This window comes from Lachnoanaerobaculum sp. OBRC5-5, assembly GCF_000296385.1.
Taxonomy (GTDB): domain Bacteria; phylum Bacillota; class Clostridia; order Lachnospirales; family Lachnospiraceae; genus Lachnoanaerobaculum.
In genome coordinates this window covers 1,296,887-1,319,846 of the sequence record NZ_JH815185.1, presented here as the reverse complement: position 1 = coordinate 1,319,846, position 22,960 = coordinate 1,296,887, and the positions used below count along the sequence as shown (strand labels likewise).

Here is a 22,960-nt window from a genome sequence, read left to right as displayed (position 1 = left end):
TTGTATCAAAAACCCCCCTTCGCGGTCATAGACTGTTAAGGGGGCTTTTCATGTTGTAAAATTTGCTTCATGATAGAAAGAGGAATAATTTGTTACACCAATATAAGAATAACGGATATAATATAGTTTTAGATGTCAATTCAGGTTCTGTTCATGTAGTTGATGAGCTTATGTATGATGCAATGGAACTTGGTGAAAAGCTTATTGGAGAGATAGATGCTCCGATAAACTTAAGTGATGAGATAAAAGCTGATATTAAATCAGGTTTGAAGGATAAGTACAGTGATGAGGAAATAGATGAGGCTATATCCGATATACAGGAGCTTATAAATGCGGAAGAGCTTTATACCAAGGATACTTACGAGCTGTACATCAATGATTTTAAAGAGAGAGAAACAGTTGTAAAGGCACTCTGTCTTCATATTGCTCACGATTGTAATCTTGCATGTAAATACTGCTTTGCCGAAGAGGGAGAGTATCATGGCAGAAGAGCTCTTATGAGCTATGATGTCGGAAAGAGAGCGCTTGATTTTCTTGTAGCCAATTCCGGCAACAGGAGGAATTTGGAAGTAGACTTCTTTGGCGGTGAGCCGCTTATGAACTGGCAGGTGGTAAAAGACCTTGTAAAATACGGCAGAAGCCTGGAAGAAGCCAATAATAAGAAATTCAGATTTACAATTACTACAAACGGAATGCTTTTGAATGACGAAATTATGGAATTTTGCAATCAGGAGATGTCAAATGTAGTACTCAGCTTGGACGGCAGAAAAGAAGTTAATGATGCTATGCGTCCTACCAGAGGAGGCAAAGGCAGCTATGATGTTATAGTTCCTAAGTTTGTTAAATTTGCAGAAAGCAGAGGGACAAAGGATTACTATATCAGAGGTACTTTTACAAGAAATAATCTTGAGTTTTCAAAGGATGTATTGCATTTTGCAGACCTTGGATTTAAGCAGACAAGTATGGAGCCTGTAGTAGGTGAAGACGGTGAAGCTTATGCAATCAGAGAAGAAGATATTCCAAAGATTATGGAAGAGTATGATAAACTTGCTGTAGAGTATATCAAGAGAAAGAAGGAAGGAAGAGGATTCAATTTCTTCCACTTCAATATAGATTTAACTCAGGGACCATGTGTTGCAAAGAGACTTTCAGGATGTGGTTCGGGAACGGAATACTTGGCTGTTACACCTTGGGGTGATCTCTATCCATGTCATCAATTTGTCGGAAAAGATGAGTTTTTACTTGGAAATGTCTTTGACGGGTTGAAGAGAAAAGACATCAGTAATGAGTTTAAGCTGTGCAATGTTTACGCTAAGCCAAAGTGTAAGGATTGCTATGCAAGATTTTATTGTAGTGGAGGATGTGCGGCTAATTCTTATAGCTTCCACGGCTCTATTACAGATACGTATGATATCGGTTGCGAACTTCAAAAAAAGAGAATTGAGTGTGCAATAATGATAAAAGCAGCGTTAGCTGGGTAAAATAGGAGAAGATAATGAAGGACAATAAGCAAAAGGGCTTAGCCTCTCTGTTTATCACAGTTGTGGTTTTGGTATTTTTCGGTTTTCTTGCTTACAATGTTTTATCTGCAGGTAAGGGTAATACCGGTGCTGTAGCAACAAGTGAGACTACCATATCAAATGAGAGCGGTAAAGTGACCGGAGATGAGGCAACAGACAGTGATGTAGCTGATGAAACAGGTAAAACTTCCAAATTCAGTACAGGTAAAATAAAACTCGGACTTGATTTGGCAGGTGGTGTAAGTATTACTTACCAAACAGTTGAGCCGAATCCGTCAGATGAGGATATGGCGGACACTATCTATAAGTTGCAACAGAGAGTACAGAATTACTCAACAGAGGCTGAAGTTTACAGAGAGGGTGGCAATAGAATTAATATTGATATCCCGGGTGTATCTGATGCAAATGCAATACTTGACGAACTTGGAAAACCGGGTTCTTTGATCTTTGTAGATCCACAGGGTAATACCGTACTTACAGGTGATCAGGTGGCAACAGCCAAAGCCGGTATTATAGATAATAACGGTAACAGTGAGTATGTTGTATCACTTACATTTACAGATGAGGGTTCAAAGGCTTTTGCAGAGGCTACTGCAAGACTTATCGGACAGAGAATTGCTATTATATATGACAATGTTATTTATTCAAATCCTACAGTTCAGACTGCTATAACAGGCGGAACGGCACAGATTACAGGCATGACTTCATACGATGAAGCAAAGAATCTTGCTTCTACTATACGTATAGGTTCACTTTCTCTTGAGCTTGAAGAGCTTAGAAGTAATGTGGTAGGAGCAAAGCTTGGACAGGAAGCCATATCCACAAGTATGAAGGCTGCTGCAGTAGGATTTGTAATCCTTGCAGTATTTATGGTTGCGGTATTCTTACTTCCGGGATTTGCATCGGTACTTGCACTTTCATTATATGTTATACTTGAGATTTTACTCTTGTCTGCATTTGAAATCACACTGACATTGCCGGGTATTGCCGGTATCATACTCTCAATCGGTATGGCGGTGGATGCAAATGTTATTATCTTTACCAGAATCAAGGAAGAAATCGGACTTGGTAAGAGTGTAAATGAAGCAATTAATTTAGGATTTAAGAAGGCTTTGTCGGCTATCGTTGACGGAAATGTTACTACACTTATAGCCGCAGCTGTACTTTATCTTAGAGGTTCAGGTACTGTAAAGGGATTTGCACAGACACTTGCACTCGGTATTATACTGTCAATGTTTACAGCACTTTTTGTTACAAGATTTATAATGAAGGCTTTCTACAATATAGGGCTTGATAATCCTAAGCTTTATGGTAAGAAACTTGCGGCAAAGCCTATAAATTTTGTCGGAATGAAGAATATAACGATTGCAGTTTCAGTAGTTGTTATACTTGCAGGTATTGTCGGTGCAGGAGTAAATAAGGCAAAATATGGAGATCTGTTCAACTACGGTATAGACTTCAGAGGCGGAACATCTACAAATGTTACATTTAATGAAGATTATTCACTTGACAGAATCTCAAAAGAGGTTGTGCCTGTAGTAGAATCAGTAACAGGTGAAGCCGGAACACAGACACAAAAGGTCGAAGGTTCGAATGAGGTTATCATAAAGACACGTACTCTTTCAGTAGACGAGAGAGAGAAACTTAACAGCGCTCTTGCTCAAAATTTCGGTGTGGATGCCGAGAAGATCACAGCAGAATCAATATCAGGTGCTGTAAGTTCCGAGATGAAGAAAGATGCTGTTGTAGCTACAGTTATTGCTACAATACTTATGCTTCTTTATATCTGGTTCAGATTTAAAGACTTCAGATTTGCAACAAGTTCAGTGCTTGCGCTTGTACATGATGTTTTAGTTGTAATTGCATTCTATGCACTGCTTCGTTGGAGTGTAGGATCAACATTTATTGCATGTATCCTTACAATAGTAGGTTACTCTATAAATGCTACTATAGTAATATTTGACAGAATAAGAGAGAATAAGACATTATTGTCAAAGGCTACAAAAGAAGAGATTATAAATACAAGTGTAACTGAGACTCTTACAAGAAGTATTTATTCATCACTTACTACATTTATCATGATTTTCGTACTCTTTATAATGGGAGTTTCTTCTATCAGAGAGTTTGCATTACCGATCATGGTAGGTATCGTAGCAGGTACATATTCTTCCGTATTCTTATCAAGTATCTTCTGGTACATCTTCAGCAACAGATTTGATAAAAAAATCGAGCAGAAGAAGGAAGAGCAGAAGGCCGAAAAAGTTAAGAATAAGAAGAAAAAAGATAAAAAAGTTGAAATAAATAAAGACAGCAATGGTGCTGTAGTTTAGGTATTTTATGAAATATGAAATAAAGGCTGTGGACAATAGAGCAAAAAGCGCTACTATGGAAACAGTGCATGGTACCGTAGAGACACCGCTTTTTATGAATGTCGGAACTGTAGCCGCTATAAAAGGAGCTGTCTCGACGGATGACCTTAAGGAAATAGGTTGTCAGGTTGAGCTCTCAAACACCTATCATCTGCACGTAAGAACAGGTGACAAGCTTATAAAAGAGTTTGGAGGTTTACATGAGTTTATGCATTGGGACAGACCGATACTGACAGATTCGGGCGGCTTTCAGGTGTTTTCACTGGCTAAACTCAGAAAAATTAAGGAAGAGGGCGTCGCTTTCAATTCACATATTGACGGAAGAAAGATATTTATGGGACCTGAAGAGAGTATGCAAATACAATCAAATTTGGGCTCTACAATAGCAATGGCATTTGATGAATGTCCTCCGGCACTTGCGGAGAGAAGATACATAGAGGAATCTGTGGCACGTACTACCAGATGGTTGCAAAGATGTAAGGTGGAGATGGACAGGCTCAATTCATTGGAGGATACCATAAATAAGGAGCAGTTGCTCTTCGGTATAAACCAAGGCGGAGTTATTGACGACATCAGAATTTCACATGCAAAAGAAATAAGCGAGATGAATCTTGACGGATATGCAATAGGCGGTCTGGCTGTCGGTGAGAGCCATGAGGAGATGTACCATATACTTGATGTAACGGTTGAACATCTGCCAAAGGATAAGCCTACATATCTTATGGGTGTAGGTACCCCTATAAATATTCTTGAAGCGGTAGACAGGGGAGTGGATTTCTTTGACTGTGTATATCCGAGCAGAAATGGTAGACATGGACATGTATACACAAACTATGGGAAGCTGAACCTTTTCAACAAGAAATATGAGCTTGATAAAAGACCTATAGAAGAGGGATGTAACTGTCCGGCCTGTAGATCATATTCAAGGGGCTATATCAGACATTTGTTGAAGGCAAATGAAATGCTTGGTATGCGTCTTTGTGTATTGCACAATTTATATTTCTATAATACAATGATGAGTGAGATTCGCACAGCTATACGCGAAAATAGATATACAGAATATAAAAATAACAAAATAAGAACCATGCTTGAAGGTTCTAAATAGGAGGACTATGAATATTTTGGCAACTGCGAATGCAGGTGGTGGTTTTGGAGTAGGTGCGATTGCAATGTATGTAGTGTTTATAGGAGCTATATTTTATTTTATGGCCTATAGACCTAATAAAAAAGAAAAAGCTAAGCAGGCTGAGCTTTTTGCAAGTTTAGAAGTTGGTGATACGGTAGAGACTGCATCAGGATTTTATGGTGTATTGATTGATATTACAGATGATACTGTAATAGTGGAGTTTGGAAACAATAAAAATTGCCGTATTCCGATGAGAAAAGATGCCATTGTAAAGAACGAAAAGATGACATTATAAAATAAGACAAAATCAAAGCACATCTTCGGATGTGCTTTTTTGGAAAGGTGGATATGGATAGTTATATAGTGCTGGATTTGGAATGGAACCAAAGTCCTAACGGCAGAGAATACAGCAATAAAGATCTTCCCTTTGAAATAATAGAAATAGGAGCGGTAAAGCTTGATTCAAAGCTTAAAAAAGTCGATGAATTTCATAGAGTAATAAAGCCCACAGTTTATAAAAAGATGCATTTTAAGGTACATGAGGTGGTACAGATAGGTATCGGAGAGCTGAAGAAAAAAGGAGTTCCTTTTACAGAAGCTATAAAGGATTTCTTTGAGTTTTGTGAGCTTGACAATAAGCAAAAAAAGACCATACTCTGTACATGGGGAAATCTCGATTTGGTGGAACTTCAAAGAAATATGAAATTTTACGATGTGGAAAATAAATTTGAGTATCCTTTGTTTTACTATGATATTCAAAAGCTCTTCAACATAAGATACCCTAACGGAGAACAGGACAGGATACCTCTTGAAAGAGCTGTGAATATGCTGAATATTGAGAATAACAGACCTTTTCATCATGCTTTAGATGATGCCGTATATACAGCCAAAGTAATGCAAAATATGGATTTCGGACCTGTAAGTGAATATTATTCACTTGACTATTATCGTGTACCGAGAAGCAGTGAAGAGGAAATATATTTGCATTTTTCGGGATATTCAAAGTTTGTATCCACTCTGTTTCCTACAAAGGAAGAGGCGATAGCGGATAAGCATAATTCAGATCTTATTTGTGACAGATGCAACAGAATGTTAAAGAAAAAAATAAAATGGTTTTCAACAAATCAGAGGAATTACTACTGTGTAGGAATCTGCCCTGAACATGGAATTGTGAAGGGGAAAATAAGAGTAAGAAAAAATAATGACGGATACTATGTAATAAAGACTACAAAGGTTGTAGATACGGCAACCTTTGAAGAAATCAGAGAAAAGTACGAAGAGAGTAAGCAAAAGAGATTGATTAAGAGCAAAAGAAGGTTTTTAAAAGATTCGGAAGAGGTATAATTGAAGCAGGAAATAAAAGAAACTATTGTAAAAAAGATAGATAAAAAAGATATTGATGAATTATATGGGGACGGAGATATTAAAGAGGCCGCAATCATAATAAAAAACGGAGGCTTGGTGGCGTTTCCTACAGAAACGGTTTACGGACTGGGTGCAAATGCTCTGATGCCTGAAGCTGCAAAAAAGATATATGCGGCAAAGGGCAGACCGAGCGACAATCCGTTGATAGTGCATATTTCAAAAACGGAAGACGTAAAAGATATTGCAAATGATATACCTGAGCTGTTTTATACTTTGGCAAACAAGTTTTGGCCGGGACCTATGACTGTGGTATTAAAAAAGAAGAGCATTATACCGGATGCTACAAGCGGAGGCCTTGATACGGTTGCGATAAGACTTCCTGAGAGTAATATTGCAAGAGCTTTGATAGAAGTTGCAGGAGTACCGATAGCCGCACCGAGTGCAAATACTTCAGGCAGACCTTCTCCGACAAAAGCATCTCATGTATTTGAAGATATGAATTCCAAGATAGAAATGATAATAGACGGTGGTGAAGTCGGAATAGGTGTGGAGTCCACAATAGTGGATTTGACAGAAAATACTCCGACACTATTAAGACCCGGTGCAATTACTCTTGAAATGCTTAGAGATGTATGCGGCAATGTAAATATAGACCCTGCAATTGAGCATCTTTTATCAACAGGAGAGGCTCCTAAGGCACCGGGAATGAAATATAAGCACTACGCACCGAAGGCTGATATGAAGATGTTAAGAGGAAGTGAAAGTGCGGTATCCGATTATCTGAGGTCACAGATAATGGAATCGGATATCGATACGGCGATACTTACAGTGGATGAACATAAAAGTGTTTTATTACAGCTTATAAACGAAAATAAAAAGGATAATATAAAACTTTTGAGCCTCGGAAGTATAAAAGATATGAGCAGTATTGCCCACAACCTCTTTGATGTACTCAGAAAATGTGATGACCTTGGGGTAAAGAATATAATATCCGAGTCATTTGATGAGAGCGGTATCGGAAGAGCGGTAATGAACAGACTAAAGAAAGCTGCAGGCTTTAATATAATAGATTTATAGGTGGATTATGAGCGAAAAGAGAGAAGATTATATAAACTGGGATGAATATTTTATAGGTGTTGCAAAGCTCAGTGCAAGAAGATCAAAGGATCCGAACACTCAGGTAGGCGCCTGTATAGTAAGTGAGGATAATAAGATACTGTCTATGGGGTACAACGGATTTCCAAGAGGCTGCTCCGATGAGGATTTCCCATGGGGAAAGGAATTTGAACTTACAGATCCTTATAATGCAAAGTATCTGTATTCCACACATAGTGAGTTGAATGCAATATTAAACTACAGAGGCGGTTCTTTAGAGGGAAGTAAAATATATGTGACTTTATTTCCATGCAATGAATGTGCAAAGGCAATAATTCAGGCGGGGATAAAGACTATAATATATGAGGAGGATAAATATGCCTCAAGCCCTTCCGTAAGAGCCAGTAAAAGAATGTTGAATGCAGCAGGTGTAAGATATTATGAATATCAGCCAAGCGGAAGAAAAATAGAGATAACGGTATGATTGATAAAAGACTTGAAAGAATTTTAAAAAAGCTGGATGAAACATATGGTACGGAAAAAATAATTTATTTGGAGTATAATACTCCGTGGCAACTTCTGTTTGCAACCATACTCAGTGCTCAATGTACAGATGCCAGAGTAAATATGGTGACAAGAGATTTGTATAAAAAATATGACAGTCTGGAGAAGTTTGCCGATGCAGATTTGTCTGAAATGGAGAAAGATATACATTCCATAGGTTTTTATCATAATAAGGCTAAAAACTTGATTGCCTGTGCAAGGAAGCTTTTGACCGACTTTGGAGGAGAGGTGCCAAGCGATCTGGATGACCTTTTAACTCTTCCGGGAGTGGGCAGAAAGACCGCCAATGTAATCAGAGGAAATATATTTGATTTGCCAAGTATAGTGGTAGATACACATGTAAAAAGGATTACAAAAAAACTCGGGTTTACAGAAAGTGACGATCCGGTAAAAATAGAGTTTGAACTTATGGAGATACTTCCAAAAGATCACTGGATAGTCTGGAACACGGACTTGATAACTCTTGGCAGGACCATATGTATTGCAAGAAGAGAAAAATGTGATATTTGTTTTTTAAGAGACGACTGTCCGAGTGCCAAAGTATGATGATTTCCGATTATATAGCAATTGATCTTGAAACTACCGGAATAAGGTTGTCAAAAGATAAGATAATTGAAGTTGGACTTTTAAAAGTAAAAGATTCACAGATAATTGATACTTTCTCCTGTGTTATAAACCCGGATATGCCGGTGGATGACAAAATACTTGAATTGACAAAAATCAGTGAAAACGAGCTTGAGAATGCAAAAAGGATATATGAGGTTATAAATCATATAGTGGACTTTTGTGAAGACTATGTTCTACTGGGACATAACACAATTTTTGATTACAGCTTTGTAAAGAAAGAAGCAAACAGAGCAGGATTGGAATTTGAGAAAAGAGGTATTGATACATATAAATTATGTAAGAAGGTACTTCCGGATAATGTGAGAAAAAATCTTACTGATGCATGTGCCTACTTCGGTATTGAAAGAAAAAACTCTCACAGAGCGTTCAGTGATGCATACTATACTCATGTCTTATTTCAGGAAATTATGAAAAATTTTAAAACTCTTGAAATAAGCCCGGAAGCTATGAAGGTTAAGATAAAAAAGTTCGTTCCTATCAGAAAAAGAACAAAAGAGGACTTGCAGAAATTACTAAACTGTCATAGAATTGGATGCAAGGTAAATATTGACTTGCTTTCAGAATCCGAAGCTAAAAGGATGATGGATAAAATAAAATCAGGAAGCGTCGATTTTACCTGATAAAGCGCAAATATTACAGTCTACATTCTGTAGACTGAAAACATTTCACTAAAATCATAAAAGTATAGTTTATCCCATAAAGAAAAGAGGTTTATATGAAGAATAAGAAAAGACAGATTATATCAATAGTTATAGTTACAATTTTAGTTCTGGCTATGGTGGTACCTGTAGTAGTGTCAGCATTGTCAATATAGGTATGCCGGTCTAGAGAGGACAAGGGAAAGTTGAAGAAGAATATAGGAAATATAACTGCAGCAATGGCTGTGTTTATGGCTGTTGCAGGATTTGGAATAGGTAGTAGAGCAGGTAGTTTTGAAGTTAGAGCCGAAAAGCAGGAGGCAAAAGCTGACGATAAGAAGTCTACAGACAGTGATGCTAAAGAAGAGGAGACAACCAAAGAACAGGAGAGCACACAGGAGGCTGTAACTGAAGATGAAGGAATAAAAGCTGAGAGAAGACTGCCTGAAGGATTCAGTGTAAGCGGATTAGATGACAGCGTTAAAACAATGACTGCACTTAGTGAAGCTTTGGAAAAACTTCAGACTAAAGTTGATGAGAAGAAGTTTATCTTATCTGTAAACGGAGAGCAGATAGAGAGCAGCTTTTCGGATCTTGGTGCAAGCATAGAAAATAAAGAGTATATACTGTCTGAAGCGGGTAAATATACATCAGGAAATATGATTGAACGATTTGCAAAAAGTGCAGGTCTTATAGAAAATCCTGAAAGCATTACTCCGGATATTGAATTTAATGAAGAAGCTTTAAATGCATTTTTTAAGAGAGCCAACAGTAAGAATCCGGATGCACCTGTTAATGCAACTATAAAAAGAGTCAACGGTGCATTTGAGATAACACCTGAACATGACGGATATTCAATAGATAAGGACTCTACTGTAGACAAGCTTAAGGAAGCAATACTTAAAAGTGAAGAAGAGACAATAGAAGCACAAGTTACTAAGCAGGCCGCAGCCGTTAAGGCTGAGGATTTAAAAGATATAAAGGATGTGCTTGGTACATTTACAACCAACTACTCTTCTTCCACATCCGAGAGAGCCACAAATATTGCTGTCGGAACCGAAAAGATGGACGGTGTGCTTTTGATGCCGGGTGAAACAATATCGGGTTATGAAAGAATGCAACCGTTTACAATTAAAAACGGATATAAGATGGCAAAGGCTTATCAAAACGGATTGGTTGTAGACAGTGTCGGCGGTGGTGCATGTCAGATTGCAACAACATTATATCAGGCCGCGCTGAGAGCTGAAGTAAAAATCACAGAGAGAAAAAATCACTCAATGATAGTAGGCTATGTACAGCCAAGCGGTGATGCGGCGATTGCCGGAGATTATAAGGATATAAAGGTTACAAACAACAGAAGTACTCCTATATATGTAGAGGCTGTGACATCCGGAAGAAATGTTACATTTACTATCTGGGGTAAGGAAGACAGATCTACAAACAGAACAATTGAATTTGTTTCTGAAGTAATCAATGAAACACCTAAGGGAAAGACTTATAAAGACGATCCTTCAAAGCCTGTAGGATATGTCAGAAAGGAATCTGACGGACATAAGGGAAGAGTTTCAAAGCTTTGGAAGGTTGTAAAGGAAAACGGAGTTGAGGTAAGCAGAGAATTGGTATCAAGTGATACTTACAGAATGGCTGACGATATTTATATCAGAGGTACCAGAGTGGATGCCCCTGCTCCTACAGCCGCACCGGTAGAAAATACCGAGGGTGGCGAAACTGTGAATGATGCTCCTGCAGATAACGGACCTGCAGATAATTCTGTTGATGTCAGTCAAGGTCCGGGCTTTAATCCGAATATTAATGACGGACAGTAATGAAAAAATATATAATATTTTGCGGATATGCCGGACTTAAGGGCTCTTTGATATTGATAGAGAATTACCGTGAAGAATTAAACGGATATTTTAATAAAGTATATATAGAGAGCATAGAAAAGCATGTTAAAGAAAACGGTTATTATGGGAGATATTTATCTCCCATAAATAATGACAGACCTGAATGTGCTCCTGTAGATATAAACGGTATATTGACAGAGGTCAATGGTGAAACGCTGGATGTTTCGGAAGGTGGAATCCTAAAGGCATTATATAATTTTGCAAAGTCTCGTGGCCGCGGTTTTGAGATAGAAATAAAAAAAATAAGTACAATACAGATTTGTATTGAGATTTGTGAATATTTCGGAATAAATATATATAGACTTTTAAGCGAAGGCAAGATAGTTCTGAGTGAGGACCCTATATCTGCCTGTAAATACTTGGAGGAAAGAGGGATTGCTGCACAGGTAATAGGTTGTTTGACAGACAGCCTTGATAAGGTGATTACAGATAAGGAATCTGTAGAATATGTGAACAGGCCTTTGCAGGATGAAATTTTTAAGGTGATAAAAGATGAGAGAGAAGATATTATCAGTAATTGAAAAAAATTCCAGAATTGATATTGCGGAGTTGGCTATTTTATTGGGTGAAGATGAGGTAGCCGTTGCAAATGAGATTTCCGATATGGAAAAAGAAGGTGTGATATGCGGTTATCATACATTGATCAATTGGGAAAAAACAGCCAATGAAAAGGTGAATGCACTTATTGAAGTAAGAGTTACACCTCAAAAGGGTATGGGCTTTGATAATATTGCTGAAAGAATTTACCAATTCTCTGAAGTAAGTGCAATATATTTGATGAGTGGAGCATTTGACTTTACTGTTTTTATTGAAGGAAGAACAATGCGAGAAGTGGCACAATTTGTCTCTGATAAATTGGCACCTATGGATTCAGTGCTTTCAACCGCAACACATTTTGTACTGAAAAAATATAAAGACCATGGAACAATATTATCTGCAAAGAAAAAAGATGAGAGGCAGCTGATAACACCATGAGAAATCCATTATCAAAAACAATAACATCAATAAAACCTTCAGGTATCAGAAAGTTTTTTGATATAGTCAATACTATGGAAGATGCAATATCTCTTGGAGTTGGAGAGCCCGATTTTGATACACCTTATTTTATAAGAGATGCAGGTATATATTCTCTTGAAAAAGGAAGAACTTTTTATACATCAAACTCAGGTTTGATGGAGCTTAGAGAAGAAATAAGAAAGTATCTTATAAGAAAGCTTAATGTAGAATATAATCCGAAAGACGAAATGATCATTACAGTAGGTGGAAGTGAGGGTATTGATATTGCGCTCAGAGCTATGCTTGATGCAGGCGATGAAGTTTTGATACCACAGCCTTCATATGTTTCATATGAGCCTTGTACAATTTTGGCAGGAGGAAAACCTGTAATAATTGAACTCAAAGCCGAAGACGGTTTTAAGCTGAAAGCAAGTCAAATTTTGGAAAAAGTAACAGATAAGACAAAGATACTTATTTTACCTTTTCCGAATAATCCTACAGGATCAATACTCAATATAAATGAGTTAAAAGAGATAGCAAAAGTTTGTATAGAAAAAGATTTGTATGTAATATCCGATGAAATATACTGTGAACTTACATATGAAGGAGAACATGCTTCAATAGTTCAGGTAGAAGGAATGAAAGAAAGAACCATACTTATAAACGGTTTTTCAAAATCCTATGCCATGACGGGATGGAGACTCGGATACGCTACAGGTCCTAAGGAAATTATAGCTCAGATGACAAAGATTCATCAATATGCCATTATGTGTGCACCTACTACAAGTCAGTATGCCGCTGTTGAGGCTCTGGCGCATGGAGATGACGATGTGGCCAAGATGAGAGAGTCATACAATCAAAGAAGAAGATTTCTATTACATAAATTTGATGAACTTGGAATGACATGCTTTGAACCGCAGGGAGCATTCTATGTATTTCCGAGTATAAAAAGATTTAATATGACATCGGAAGAATTTGCAACAAGATTGTTGGAAGAGCAAAAGACCGCTATAGTTCCGGGTACGGCATTCGGTGCAAGCGGAGAGGGCTATGTCAGAGTCTCATATGCATATTCTATAGAAAGACTTAAGGAAGCAATCTCAAGAATTGAGAAGTTTGTAAGGAGTCTTTCATGAATATAGTATTACTTGAACCTGAAATACCTGCAAATACAGGCAATATCGGAAGAAGCTGTGTAGCAACGGGTACAAGACTTCATCTGATAGAGCCTCTGGGTTTTAGAATCAATGAAAAAGAGATAAGGCGCGCAGGTATGGACTATTGGAAGAATCTTGATGTTACAATATATTCCGATATAAATGACTTTTATGAAAAGAATCCTGCGGCAAGAGAGCATATGTATTTTGCAACTACAAAGGCGCATCATACATATAAAGATGTAGAGTATAAGCCGGATGATTATATAATGTTCGGTAAAGAAAGTGCAGGAATACCTGAAGAGATACTTGCAGAAAATGAAGACACATGTATACGAATACCTATGTGGGGAGATATCAGAAGTCTGAATCTGTCAAATTCGGTGGCAATTATCTTGTACGAAGCATTGTCACAAAACGGATTTGAAAAAATGCAGCTTACAGGAGAATTACACAGACTTAAATATAAATAATAAAAAAACTCCGGACCGTTTGGAATGGAGTTTTTTTATTATTTTAATTATATTAATGTTTTTCGTATAAATAGTCATCGTTTTTCTTAGGCGGTTTTTCATTTAAATTTCCGACATCGAAAGTAGTCTGATCGGAGATATCATTTTCATTATTTCCGGATTCTTCAACAGGAATATCATTTACTTCTGTACCTTCAGCAGAAACAAGTTTTGTCTGGTTGACTTCGCTGTTGTTAAATTCAACTTCTCCTTCATTCCCCGCCGTATCGGAAACATACGCCTTTATAGAGTAGGTATCAAATTCAAATGTAGCTCTGCCCTCTTCTTCATCTATTTTTGAAGGCTTTAACTTTCTGTCATCACTGTCTATTGCGTAGATGCTGTCATAGTCAATATCTGAATGTCCGTCCTCAAATGTTATATTAAGCACGCCTTTTTTCACCAACTGTGCAAATATAGTAGGTGCGGTGGAGTCGATATTATCTATTCTTTCATATATAGTCTGAGACATTGTATTCAGATTTGTAGCAACTACTTCCAGAGTACCGTTCTTTGTTGCTGTAGCCACATATGTATTACCGTTCTTTGTATATGAGAGCGGCGAGTCGTCAAGAGTCATTGTAAAACTTTGCAATGGGAAAAAGCTCTTTTGAGTCACTCTAATTTCTACAGATTTGGAATCGGAATCCGCAACTGTGGAAATTTCGAAATGAGGCTGTGAGGTTACAGCAAAAAATATGATTACATTTATGAATATAAATGCTATTATATATTTGAGTTTTGAAAACTTCCTTTTTTTAGGTTTTTCATTTACATTATTTTCATCTGCCATGGATTTTCCTCACTTTCAATTGTACAAGCAATCTTTGATTAGAATAACAGACTTAAAAAAAAACTTCAAGTTAAAAATTGACTTAAGAAAAATATAATAATTAAAGGAGTTGTTATGATAGAAAAAGCGGTGAAATTTGCGATTAAGGCACATGAGGGCCAGTTCAGAAAGGGGAGCACAATACCGTATATTACCCATCCCTTGGAGGTATGTACCATTGTATCCTTGATTACAGACAATGAAGAAGTAAGAGTAGCATCATTACTACATGATACGGTTGAAGATACTTCCGTTACCATAACCGAGATAGAAAAAGAATTCGGGAAAAAAGTAGCGGCTCTTGTAGGAAGTGAATCTGAGGATAAGTCAAAGACATGGATTGAGAGAAAGATGCATACATTAAAAACTTTGAAAGATGAATCAATAGAAGTAAAGATAATAGCTCTTGGAGATAAACTGTCAAATATCAGAAATTCCGCAAGAGATTATCTTTGCCTCGGAAACGATTTTTTACTTAGGTTTAATGAGAAAGATAAGGTAAAGCAGGCAATGTACTATTATGGTATACTTGATGCGTTGAAAGACCTGGAAGATAATGAGTTTTATAGGGAATATGAGAAACTTTGTGATTTTGTTTTTGGAGATGTTAAAGAGAAAATATGAGAGACGGTTTTATAAGAGTTGCAAGCGTATCACCTGATATCAGAGTATGTGATGTGGACTATAACAAGGAAAGTATAAAAAAGGCCATAGAAAAAGAATGGGAAAATAAAAGCAGTATCATAGTATTTCCGGAGCTTTGTCTGACAGCATATACATGTAATGATCTTTTTTTTCAAGATTCGCTTATCAGTGAAGCCAAGAAGGCATTGAAAGAAATAGTTGATTTTACAAAGGGACATAAATCTGTTATTTTTCTGGGGCTGCCTTGGGATTATAAGGGAAAGCTTTATAATGTTGTAGCGGTTATATCAAACGGATTGATGCTGGGGCTTATAAATAAAATAAATCTGCCAAATTACGGTGAGTTTTACGAGGAGAGGTATTTTAACAGGGGATTTGAAAATGCGGTATGGGTTGATCTTTTTGATGATGTAATCCCTATGGGCTCAAAGATATTGTTTGAATGTACAAATATGCCGGGACTTGTTTTGGCAGGTGAGATATGTGAGGATCTTTGGGTTGCAGATCCTCCAAGTATAGGACATGCACTTGCAGGTGCAAACATTATTGTAAATGCCTCGGCATCAAATGATATAGTCGGAAAAAAGGCATATCGTGACAGCTTGATAAGCAATCATTCAAAGAAACTTATATGCGGTTATATCTATGCAAATGCCGGAGAGGGAGAATCTACTCAGGATCTGGTATTCGGAGGACAGGGAATAATAGCGGAAAACGGTAAAATTCTGGCTGAAAGTACAAGGTTTAAAAATGAAGCCGTAAGAATTGAGATAGATGTAAACAGGCTTAATTTGGAAAGAAGAAAGCAGACTACATTTAAAATAAGAGAAGGACAGGATAGCAATCGTAAAGATTACATGGTTATGGAGTTTGAGATCGAGAATGATGAGCTTGAACTTGAGAGAAACTTCGATCCTAAGCCTTTTGTACCTGATGATATGTTAAAGAGAAATGAAAGATGCGAGGAGATACTCACAATACAGGCTCTTGGACTTAAGAAAAGACTTACGCATATCGGTTCAAAAAATGTTATTCTCGGAATTTCCGGAGGACTGGATTCAACTCTTGCACTTCTTGTATGTGCCAAGACTTATGATATGCTTGGACTTGATAAAAGCGGTATAAAGGCTGTTACAATGCCGGGATTCGGAACTACGGACAGAACATATAATAACGCCTGTGAACTTACAAAAAGCTTCGGTGCAACTTTGGAAGAGATCTCAATAGTTGAATCTATAAAGAGGCATTTTATTGATATCGGACATGATATAAATGTAAAAGATATTACTTATGAAAATGCACAGGCAAGAGAAAGAACTCAGATTCTTATGGATATTGCTAACAGAGATAACGGTATAGTCGTAGGAACAGGTGATTTGTCCGAGCTTGTGCTTGGATGGGCAACATATAACGGTGATCATATGTCAATGTATGGTGTGAATGCTTCAATTCCAAAGACTCTGGTTAGACATTTGGTAAATTACTATGCCGATACAACAGAGGATAAGAAGATAGCAAATATACTTTATGATATTCTTGATACACCTGTATCTCCTGAGCTTTTGCCGCCTGAAAACGGAAAGATAGCACAAAAGACGGAAGATTTGGTGGGACCGTATGAATTACATGATTTCTTTTTATACAATGCACTTCGCTTCGGTTTTATGCCTTCAAAGATATACAGAATGGCAAAGAAAGCATTTAAGGATATCTATGATGAAGAGACAATTTTAAAATGGTTGAATGTTTTCTACTCAAGATTCTTCTCACAGCAGTTTAAGAGATCCGCACTGCCTGACGGCCCTAAGGTCGGAAGTATTGCAATATCTCCAAGAGGTGATCTTAGAATGCCAAGTGATGCAAGTAAGGCTTTGTGGATAAAAGACCTGGAAAATATAAAAACGGATCTGTAATATGGGAGAAGCTAATGATTACTTCATCAGGAAATAAGAAGATAAAAGATCTGGCGGCACTTATAAAAAAGAGCAATGCCAGAAAAAAACATAATGCCTATATTATTGAGGGCATCAGAATGTTTAAAGAACTCAAAAAGGATGAGATATTGGACGTATTTGCAAGTGAAAGCTTTGAGGCTGAAAACGGGAAAATATTGTCCGAAATCTATCCGGAGTATGAGACGGTCAGTGACAGAATATTTGAGTCCGTATCAGATACAAAAACTCCACAGGGAGTAATGGCTGTTGTAAAAAGAAAAGAATATACGCTTGAAAAAATATTGGATAAAAGAGATACTCCACACAGTTTGCTTATTCTTGACAGCCTTCAGGATCCGGGAAATCTCGGTACCTTGGTCAGGGCCGGAGAAGGAGCGGGGATTACAGGTATTATAATGAATGAAACCACTGTGGATATCTATAATCCTAAGGTTATACGCTCTACAATGGGATCAATTTTCAGAGTTCCTTTTATTTATGTAAAGGATCTTAAAGAAGTGATACAAAAGCTTTATTCAAAAAATATTAATATTTATGCAAGCAGTCTTGAAGGGGCAATTGAATACGACGCTCCAGATTATAAAAAGGATATTGCATTTATAATAGGTAATGAGGCAGCAGGAATCTCAAAAGAAGTTTTAGATATAGTGAAAGATAAGGTCAAAATACCTATGCTTGGTGAGGTGGAGTCTTTGAATGCAGCGGTTGCAGGAAGCATACTGATGTATGAGGCTGCAAGACAAAAAAGAAAATAAATGAATTTTTATGCAGACAAATTTATATTTATATGATATACTGTTAAAATATTAAGAAAGGGGTATATTTATGAATTTATTTGGAAGACATTTTCTTACACTGAAGGATTTTTCAAGAGAAGAGATAGAATATTTGCTGGACTTGGCTGCAAAGCTTAAGGATGAGAAGAAAAAAGGTATTACCGGAGACAGATTGAAAGGCAAAAATATAGCGCTCCTGTTTGAGAAGCCTTCAACAAGGACAAGATGTGCTTTTGTTGTAGGTGCAAGAGATGAAGGAGCATTTCCTGAATATCTCGGTAAGGATGATATACAGCTTGGACATAAGGAAAGCGTTGCCGATACGGCAAGAGTTCTCGGAAGAATGTTTGACGGTATAGAGTTTAGAGGTTTTAAACATTCCACGGTGGAGGAACTTGCAAAGTATGCAGGTGTACCGGTATGGAACGGCCTTACGGATGAGTATCATCCGACACAGATTCTGGCAGACCTTCTTACTATGAAGGAACATTTCGGAAAAAATGAAGGATTGAATTTTGTTTATGTCGGTGACGGCAGAAACAATATGGCGAATTCTCTTATGATCGGAATGACAAAACTTGGAGTAAATATGACAGTTCTGGCTCCTAAATCGCTGCAACCAAGTAAGGAACTCATAAGCTTGTGTGAAGGCTATGCAAAATCCTCAGGAGCAAAACTTCTTATAAGCGATAATACGGATGCTGTTAAGGATGCGGATGTAATATATACGGATGTCTGGGCTTCAATGGGAGAAGAGGATAAAGCGAAGGAAAGAATCGAACTTTTAAGGCCGTATCAGGTAAATACGGAACTGATGAAAAAAACAGGAAAGGAAAGTACAATATTTATGCACTGTCTGCCTGCCGTAAAGGGATACGAGGTAACTGAGGATGTGTTTGAAAGCGCAAAATCAGTGGTGTTTGATGAAGCAGAAAATCGTATGCACACTATTAAGGCGGTGATGGTAGCTACATTGGGTAAAGGAGATGACAGGTAGAAGAAAGCAGGGTTTTCTTTTGTTCAGGGATGTAATGCATGTGATACTTGCGATTGTTATCATAGTGATGGTGGTATTCGCATTTCTATCACCAAATAAGTATGCAATATTTTTCCCTTTGATATTTTTATTGTTTTCAGTAAGTTGTCTGTTGGATGCAATAAAATATTTCAAAAATGAGGAACATTTAAAGTACAGTTTTATAAAAGCAATAATAATGTTTATTCTATTTTTGTTTATGCTTTTAATGTCGACTATAGGATTTTTAAATATTTAACTGATATGCACCGGAAAATAAAGTTTATTTTCGGGTGCATATTAATTTTAAGAATATAAAAACTTGATTTTTTTACCGGAGTAGTCTAATATTCTTATAGTGGTGGAGTTGTGCTTAGGTATATCCTCCGCAGATATTATAGGGATGGGATTTATTATGACTTTCAATCACAAATCGGTGCTTTTGAATGAAGTGATAGAATCTTTGAATATAAAAGCCGACGGCTGCTATGTTGACGGCACTTTAGGTGGTGGAGGACATGCCTTAGAAGTGGTTAAACGACTGGGAAGCGGTAAACTTATAGGAATCGACCAGGACGCGGATGCTGTCAAGGCTGCTACTCAAAGATTGATTGATTATAGTAATAATGTTATTATTATAAGAGACAACTATGTTAATATAGAGAATATATTGAAAAAAGAAAACATAGACAAGGTTGACGGAATATACATTGACCTTGGAGTATCTTCATATCAGCTTGATACTGCCGAGAGAGGTTTTACCTATAGATATGATGCTCCGCTTGATATGAGAATGGATGACAGAAACGAGTTAAAGGCGTCTGATATTGTAAACGACTATTCGGAGTCTGAACTTTTTCATATTATAAGAGACTATGGTGAGGACAGATTTGCAAAGAACATTGCAAAACATATTGTTGAATATAGGAATAAGAAGAGAATAGAAACCACTTTTGAGTTGGTGGATATTATAAAAGCTTCAATTCCTATGAAGATACAGGTAACGGGAGGACATCCTGCAAAGAGAACATTTCAGGCCATAAGAATTGAATTAAACAAAGAGCTTGAGGTTTTAACCGATTCATTAAATGTAATGATTGATTTATTGAAACCGGGAGGAAGGTTGTCTGTTATCACATTCCATTCTTTAGAGGACAGAATAGTAAAACAGGCATTTAAGAAAGCCGAGTCACCATGTGTTTGTCCGAAAAAATTTCCTGTCTGTGTCTGCGGGAATAAATCAAAGGGAAGAGTTATTACGAGAAAGGCGATACTGCCAAGTGAGGAGGAGTTGGAGGAAAATTCCAGATCCAAAAGTGCAAAACTTAGAGTATTTGAAAAGGGAGTCTAAATGAAAGAAACTGTTAAGAAAAAAAGGCAAGGAACGAAGAAAAAGTCAGGTACAGAGATAGAATATTATGTAGACGGTAATGTTGTAAGAAAAGTGGAAACAGCCGTTCCGAAAAAAGCACCTAAGCCTTCTGAAGGTGAAGCGGCAAAAACAAACAGAATGATAAGGAAAAACAGGGAAAGAGCATTGTCCATGGACTTCCCTTATCTTGTTGTGTTTTCAGCGGCTATGGTAGTCATGCTGTTTTTGTGTGCAAACTATATTGCAATACAGTCAAAGTTGACTTCCACTATAAAGCAGACACAAAAAAATGAATCAAATCTTGAAAAGTTAAGAAATGAAAATGATTCGCTGGAGAATATGATTGCGACTTACGTTGATTTGGATCATATATATGATGTAGCTACAAATAAGTTGGGTATGATTTATGCTAAGAAGAATCAGGTTATAACATACGAAAAAACGGAAAGTGAATATGTCAGACAATTTGAAGATATCCCGAGATAAAAAGGGGAATAATAAAAAAGGTAAGGACGGAAGTACTTCCAATCCTTTAGATAATTTGCAGGGAAGGCTTGTAATCATCCTGTTTATGATTATACTTGCTTTCGCTGCATTGTTTTTTAAGATTCTAATGTTACAAGGAAGTAAGTCTAAGGAATACAATCAAAAGATTCTGTCACAGCAAAAATATGATTCTAGAGATATACCTTACAAAAGAGGTGATATACTCGATAGAAACGGAACATATATTGCTACAAGTGAAAAGGTTTACAATTTGATAATCGATCCGAAGCAGATAAACAGCGATCAGGAAGATTATTTAAATGCTACTGTATCTATTCTGAGTGAAGTTTTCGGATACAGCGCAGATGAGTTGAAAAGTACAATTGCAGAAAAGTCGGACAGCTCATATGTAAAATATGCTAAAGATATAAGCTATGAGCAAAAAACAGCTTTTGAAGAAAAAAAAGAAGAGTACAATAAGTCTTACAAAGAGAGTAAAAGCTCTGAAAGAGTATACGGTATCTGGTTTGAAGAAAGTTATGTAAGAAGATATCCTTACGGTTCAAGTGCATGTAATGTTATAGGCTTTGCAAATAATGAAGATTTGAGCGGTAATTCAGGAATAGAGCAGTATTATAATGATAAATTAATAGGAGTATCGGGCAGGGAATACGGATACTTAAATGATGAATCGTCTCTTGAAAGAGTGATTAAAAATCCTACAGACGGAAATAAGGTGGTTTCGACCATAGATTTGAATATCCAAAAGATTGTAGAAAAACATATTGCAGAATGGCAAAGTTCTACAGGTTCAAATATGACTGCGGCAATAGTGATGAATCCTAATAACGGTGAAATTCTTGCTTTGGCTACCAGCAGAACATTTGATTTGAATAATCCCAGAGATTTGAATAATTATTACTCGCCTGAACAGCAGGCCGAGATGGATGACAAGGCAAAGGTGGAGGCGCTCAGTAATATATGGAGAAACTATGCTGTCAGCGATACATATGAGCCGGGTTCACCTTCAAAGGTATTTACGGTAGCCTCCGCCATGGAAGAGGGAATTATAACAGGCAATGAAAGCTATGAATGTAGGGGATTTGAAGAAGTTGGCGGCTGGAAGATAAGATGCGCCAACAGAAACGGACATGGTGTACTGAATGTTACGGAGGCTCTTATGGAGTCTTGTAATGTGGCGATGATGGATATTTCAAGAGCTGAAGGAAGTCAGAAGTTTTATGAATATCAAAAGGTATTCGGATTCGGTTCAAAGACCGCAATAGATTTGCCGGGAGAAGCGGATACAAGCGGACTTATACATACTGCGGATAATGCAAGTGCAACGGATCTTGCAACAAACTCTTTCGGACAAAATTATAATACAACTATGATTCAACTTGCGGCTGCGTATTCATCTGTTGTAAACGGCGGTTCATATTATCAACCTCATGTTGTAAAACAGATTTTGAATTCAAAGGGTGCAATAATAGAAAATATTGAGCCTGAGCTTGTAAGAGAGACGGTTTCCGCACATACCACAGCGTTTATAAATGAAGCGCTCAGGAGAACGGTAGCGGAAGGAACAGGTAGTGCCGCAGCGGTTGCGGGCTATGATGTCGGCGGAAAAACCGGTACTGCAGAAAAGTACCCAAGAGGAAACGGAAATTATTTGGTTTCTTTTATAGGAAGCGTACCTGCACAGGCACCGGAAGTTGTATGCTATGTTCTTGTGGATACTCCTCATGTGGCGGATCAGGCAAGATCGGCATATGCAAGCTCTTTGTTCTCAAAAATCATGACAGAAGTATTGCCATATATGAATATATATTCAAATGTAGACGAAAGTATAGATGTAAGTTCATTCCCGACTGCAGAGGGTATTACGGACAGCAATACTCCAAAGCAAGAGGAGACAAAGAACTATTCTACAGAAGAAGTAATACCTAACGACGGCGGAAACGGGCTTCCGGGAGCGCCTGCCGGAGAGGGAGAAGAATAAA

The 22,960-nt window shown here is 37.3% G+C and carries 23 protein-coding genes; 22 read left to right on the top strand and 1 reads right to left on the bottom strand.

All coding sequences use genetic code 11. The features are described 5' to 3' along the window. Positions 1 to 89: 89 nt before the first annotated feature. From scfB to HMPREF1135_RS06095, 14 genes are all read left to right on the top strand, one after another. Positions 90 to 1,481, top strand: coding sequence for a thioether cross-link-forming SCIFF peptide maturase (gene scfB, locus HMPREF1135_RS06160; protein WP_007593207.1), 1,392 nt, complete (start codon positions 90 to 92; stop codon positions 1,479 to 1,481). Positions 1,482 to 1,495: 14 nt separating this feature from the next. Next, positions 1,496 to 3,850 (top strand): protein translocase subunit SecDF, encoded by a 2,355-nt coding sequence (locus tag HMPREF1135_RS06155; protein WP_007593206.1) that lies wholly within the window; start codon positions 1,496 to 1,498, stop codon positions 3,848 to 3,850. Between the two features lie 7 nt (positions 3,851 to 3,857). Continuing rightward, positions 3,858 to 4,994: a tRNA guanosine(34) transglycosylase Tgt gene (gene tgt, locus HMPREF1135_RS06150; protein WP_007593198.1), complete on the top strand. Its 1,137-nt coding sequence runs from the start codon at positions 3,858 to 3,860 to the stop codon at positions 4,992 to 4,994. Positions 4,995 to 5,001: 7 nt separating this feature from the next. Further along, positions 5,002 to 5,310, top strand: a complete 309-nt coding sequence (yajC, locus tag HMPREF1135_RS06145) for a preprotein translocase subunit YajC (RefSeq protein ID WP_007593197.1) — start codon at positions 5,002 to 5,004, stop codon at positions 5,308 to 5,310. 53 nt (positions 5,311 to 5,363) lie between these two features. Then, positions 5,364 to 6,359: a 3'-5' exonuclease gene (locus tag HMPREF1135_RS06140; RefSeq protein ID WP_007593195.1), complete on the top strand. Its 996-nt coding sequence runs from the start codon at positions 5,364 to 5,366 to the stop codon at positions 6,357 to 6,359. Beyond that, a complete protein-coding gene (locus HMPREF1135_RS06135; RefSeq protein ID WP_007593192.1) occupies positions 6,360 to 7,457 on the top strand; it encodes an L-threonylcarbamoyladenylate synthase in 1,098 nt (365 codons plus the stop codon). A 7-nt stretch (positions 7,458 to 7,464) separates the two neighbouring features. Then, positions 7,465 to 7,959: a deoxycytidylate deaminase gene (locus tag HMPREF1135_RS06130; RefSeq protein WP_007593190.1), complete on the top strand. Its 495-nt coding sequence runs from the start codon at positions 7,465 to 7,467 to the stop codon at positions 7,957 to 7,959. Then, positions 7,956 to 8,585 carry an endonuclease III gene (nth, locus tag HMPREF1135_RS06125; protein WP_007593188.1) on the top strand — a complete coding sequence of 210 codons (630 nt, stop codon included), beginning with the start codon at positions 7,956 to 7,958 and terminating at the stop codon, positions 8,583 to 8,585. Before HMPREF1135_RS06130 ends, nth begins: the two co-directional genes overlap by 4 nt. Further along, a complete protein-coding gene (locus HMPREF1135_RS06120; RefSeq protein WP_007593187.1) occupies positions 8,582 to 9,286 on the top strand; it encodes a 3'-5' exonuclease in 705 nt (234 codons plus the stop codon). The genes nth and HMPREF1135_RS06120 overlap by 4 nt, the downstream gene beginning before the upstream one ends. A 224-nt stretch (positions 9,287 to 9,510) precedes the next feature. After that, positions 9,511 to 11,130 (top strand): VanW family protein, encoded by a 1,620-nt coding sequence (locus tag HMPREF1135_RS06115; RefSeq protein WP_007593182.1) that lies wholly within the window; start codon positions 9,511 to 9,513, stop codon positions 11,128 to 11,130. Continuing rightward, on the top strand, positions 11,130 to 11,732 hold the full coding sequence (locus HMPREF1135_RS06110; RefSeq protein ID WP_007593176.1) for an AIR synthase-related protein: 603 nt from the start codon (positions 11,130 to 11,132) through the stop codon (positions 11,730 to 11,732). The genes HMPREF1135_RS06115 and HMPREF1135_RS06110 overlap by 1 nt, the downstream gene beginning before the upstream one ends. Next, positions 11,704 to 12,186: an Lrp/AsnC family transcriptional regulator gene (locus tag HMPREF1135_RS06105; RefSeq protein WP_007593174.1), complete on the top strand. Its 483-nt coding sequence runs from the start codon at positions 11,704 to 11,706 to the stop codon at positions 12,184 to 12,186. Before HMPREF1135_RS06110 ends, HMPREF1135_RS06105 begins: the two co-directional genes overlap by 29 nt. After that, complete coding sequence (locus HMPREF1135_RS06100; RefSeq protein ID WP_007593172.1) at positions 12,183 to 13,343, top strand: aminotransferase class I/II-fold pyridoxal phosphate-dependent enzyme; 1,161 nt, start codon at positions 12,183 to 12,185, stop codon at positions 13,341 to 13,343. Before HMPREF1135_RS06105 ends, HMPREF1135_RS06100 begins: the two co-directional genes overlap by 4 nt. Beyond that, on the top strand, positions 13,340 to 13,837 hold the full coding sequence (locus HMPREF1135_RS06095) for a tRNA (cytidine(34)-2'-O)-methyltransferase (RefSeq protein WP_007593169.1): 498 nt from the start codon (positions 13,340 to 13,342) through the stop codon (positions 13,835 to 13,837). Before HMPREF1135_RS06100 ends, HMPREF1135_RS06095 begins: the two co-directional genes overlap by 4 nt. Before the next feature lie 52 nt (positions 13,838 to 13,889). On the opposite strand, the gene HMPREF1135_RS06090 is transcribed toward HMPREF1135_RS06095, so the two are convergent. Next, on the bottom strand, positions 13,890 to 14,669 hold the full coding sequence (locus HMPREF1135_RS06090) for a hypothetical protein (RefSeq protein ID WP_007593161.1): 780 nt from the start codon (positions 14,667 to 14,669) through the stop codon (positions 13,890 to 13,892). 114 nt (positions 14,670 to 14,783) lie between these two features. Between HMPREF1135_RS06090 and HMPREF1135_RS06085 the strand changes: the two genes are divergently transcribed. The 8 genes from HMPREF1135_RS06085 to HMPREF1135_RS06050 all read left to right on the top strand — a co-directional run bounded on the left by HMPREF1135_RS06085 (position 14,784) and on the right by HMPREF1135_RS06050 (position 22,959). Beyond that, positions 14,784 to 15,332, top strand: a complete 549-nt coding sequence (locus HMPREF1135_RS06085; RefSeq protein ID WP_007593159.1) for an HD domain-containing protein — start codon at positions 14,784 to 14,786, stop codon at positions 15,330 to 15,332. Further along, positions 15,329 to 17,266, top strand: coding sequence for an NAD(+) synthase (locus HMPREF1135_RS06080; protein WP_007593157.1), 1,938 nt, complete (start codon positions 15,329 to 15,331; stop codon positions 17,264 to 17,266). The genes HMPREF1135_RS06085 and HMPREF1135_RS06080 overlap by 4 nt, the downstream gene beginning before the upstream one ends. 14 nt (positions 17,267 to 17,280) lie before the next feature. Next, positions 17,281 to 18,063 (top strand): TrmH family RNA methyltransferase, encoded by a 783-nt coding sequence (locus HMPREF1135_RS06075; RefSeq protein WP_007593155.1) that lies wholly within the window; start codon positions 17,281 to 17,283, stop codon positions 18,061 to 18,063. A gap of 70 nt (positions 18,064 to 18,133) precedes the next feature. Continuing rightward, positions 18,134 to 19,081, top strand: a complete 948-nt coding sequence (gene argF, locus HMPREF1135_RS06070; protein ID WP_007593153.1) for an ornithine carbamoyltransferase — start codon at positions 18,134 to 18,136, stop codon at positions 19,079 to 19,081. Continuing rightward, complete coding sequence (locus tag HMPREF1135_RS06065; RefSeq protein ID WP_034242966.1) at positions 19,071 to 19,358, top strand: hypothetical protein; 288 nt, start codon at positions 19,071 to 19,073, stop codon at positions 19,356 to 19,358. Before argF ends, HMPREF1135_RS06065 begins: the two co-directional genes overlap by 11 nt. Before the next feature lie 156 nt (positions 19,359 to 19,514). Then, positions 19,515 to 20,450 carry a 16S rRNA (cytosine(1402)-N(4))-methyltransferase RsmH gene (rsmH, locus tag HMPREF1135_RS06060; RefSeq protein ID WP_007593149.1) on the top strand — a complete coding sequence of 312 codons (936 nt, stop codon included), beginning with the start codon at positions 19,515 to 19,517 and terminating at the stop codon, positions 20,448 to 20,450. Further along, complete coding sequence (locus HMPREF1135_RS06055) at positions 20,451 to 20,957, top strand: hypothetical protein (RefSeq protein WP_007593147.1); 507 nt, start codon at positions 20,451 to 20,453, stop codon at positions 20,955 to 20,957. After that, complete coding sequence (locus tag HMPREF1135_RS06050; RefSeq protein ID WP_007593146.1) at positions 20,926 to 22,959, top strand: peptidoglycan D,D-transpeptidase FtsI family protein; 2,034 nt, start codon at positions 20,926 to 20,928, stop codon at positions 22,957 to 22,959. Before HMPREF1135_RS06055 ends, HMPREF1135_RS06050 begins: the two co-directional genes overlap by 32 nt. Position 22,960 lies beyond the last annotated feature (1 nt).

Excerpts from the sequence above, each read along its gene's own strand:
- HMPREF1135_RS06155 (WP_007593206.1), top strand. The coding sequence starts at position 1,496 with ATGAAGGACAATAAGCAAAAGGGCTTAGCCTCTCTGTTTATCACAGTT.
- tgt (WP_007593198.1), top strand. The coding sequence starts at position 3,858 with ATGAAATATGAAATAAAGGCTGTGGACAATAGAGCAAAAAGCGCTACT.
- yajC (WP_007593197.1), top strand. The coding sequence starts at position 5,002 with ATGAATATTTTGGCAACTGCGAATGCAGGTGGTGGTTTTGGAGTAGGT.
- HMPREF1135_RS06140 (WP_007593195.1), top strand. The coding sequence starts at position 5,364 with ATGGATAGTTATATAGTGCTGGATTTGGAATGGAACCAAAGTCCTAAC.
- HMPREF1135_RS06130 (WP_007593190.1), top strand. The coding sequence starts at position 7,465 with ATGAGCGAAAAGAGAGAAGATTATATAAACTGGGATGAATATTTTATA.
- nth (WP_007593188.1), top strand. The coding sequence starts at position 7,956 with ATGATTGATAAAAGACTTGAAAGAATTTTAAAAAAGCTGGATGAAACA.
- HMPREF1135_RS06120 (WP_007593187.1), top strand. The coding sequence starts at position 8,582 with ATGATGATTTCCGATTATATAGCAATTGATCTTGAAACTACCGGAATA.
- HMPREF1135_RS06110 (WP_007593176.1), top strand. The coding sequence starts at position 11,130 with ATGAAAAAATATATAATATTTTGCGGATATGCCGGACTTAAGGGCTCT.
- HMPREF1135_RS06105 (WP_007593174.1), top strand. The coding sequence starts at position 11,704 with ATGAGAGAGAAGATATTATCAGTAATTGAAAAAAATTCCAGAATTGAT.
- HMPREF1135_RS06100 (WP_007593172.1), top strand. The coding sequence starts at position 12,183 with ATGAGAAATCCATTATCAAAAACAATAACATCAATAAAACCTTCAGGT.
- HMPREF1135_RS06095 (WP_007593169.1), top strand. The coding sequence starts at position 13,340 with ATGAATATAGTATTACTTGAACCTGAAATACCTGCAAATACAGGCAAT.
- HMPREF1135_RS06090 (WP_007593161.1), bottom strand. The coding sequence starts at position 14,669 with ATGGCAGATGAAAATAATGTAAATGAAAAACCTAAAAAAAGGAAGTTT.
- HMPREF1135_RS06085 (WP_007593159.1), top strand. The coding sequence starts at position 14,784 with ATGATAGAAAAAGCGGTGAAATTTGCGATTAAGGCACATGAGGGCCAG.
- HMPREF1135_RS06080 (WP_007593157.1), top strand. The coding sequence starts at position 15,329 with ATGAGAGACGGTTTTATAAGAGTTGCAAGCGTATCACCTGATATCAGA.
- HMPREF1135_RS06075 (WP_007593155.1), top strand. The coding sequence starts at position 17,281 with ATGATTACTTCATCAGGAAATAAGAAGATAAAAGATCTGGCGGCACTT.
- argF (WP_007593153.1), top strand. The coding sequence starts at position 18,134 with ATGAATTTATTTGGAAGACATTTTCTTACACTGAAGGATTTTTCAAGA.
- HMPREF1135_RS06065 (WP_034242966.1), top strand. The coding sequence starts at position 19,071 with ATGACAGGTAGAAGAAAGCAGGGTTTTCTTTTGTTCAGGGATGTAATG.
- rsmH (WP_007593149.1), top strand. The coding sequence starts at position 19,515 with ATGACTTTCAATCACAAATCGGTGCTTTTGAATGAAGTGATAGAATCT.
- HMPREF1135_RS06055 (WP_007593147.1), top strand. The coding sequence starts at position 20,451 with ATGAAAGAAACTGTTAAGAAAAAAAGGCAAGGAACGAAGAAAAAGTCA.
- HMPREF1135_RS06050 (WP_007593146.1), top strand. The coding sequence starts at position 20,926 with ATGTCAGACAATTTGAAGATATCCCGAGATAAAAAGGGGAATAATAAA.